This window comes from Shigella sp. FC1661 (assembly GCF_001712525.1).
Classification (GTDB): Bacteria; Pseudomonadota; Gammaproteobacteria; order Enterobacterales; family Enterobacteriaceae; genus Escherichia; species Escherichia coli.
In genome coordinates, this window is the sequence record NZ_MDGW01000493.1 from 1 (window position 1) to 401 (window position 401).

Below are 401 nucleotides of genomic sequence, written 5' to 3' on the forward strand. Positions count from 1 at the left end.
GTAAGCGCCCCGAGAAGTACGTAGCGTAAGGATTATTTTACAGACGAGAAGTTCCAGGGCAGCAGTTCATGCACTTGGTTCGACGGCCAGTCATTGAGCTTCTCGATCACTTCGCGCAACCAGTCCTCCGGCTCCACTTCGTTCTGTTTGCAGGTGACCAGCAGACTGTAGATGATCGCCGCACTTTCTCCTCCCTTGTCTGAGCCGAAAAAGAGATAATTTTTTCTTCCAACCGCCACCGATCGTAACGCGTTTTCACCGATGTTGTTGTCTATTTCCACCCAGCCGTCACGACAGAACTCGTTCAGCGCATTCCAGTGATTCAGGATATAGTCGAACGCCTTCGCCATCTCCGCATGTTTCGACAGCGTTTTCCTCTGCAACTGTATCCAGTCGTACAA

1 protein-coding gene is annotated in these 401 nt (G+C 50.9%); it reads right to left on the reverse strand.

What is annotated here, in order from left to right; genetic code table 11:
* Positions 1-32: 32 nt before the first annotated feature.
* The coding region (locus BFF42_RS21075; RefSeq protein WP_144038599.1) for an IS66 family transposase at positions 33-401 on the reverse strand (369 nt) is incomplete at its 5' end.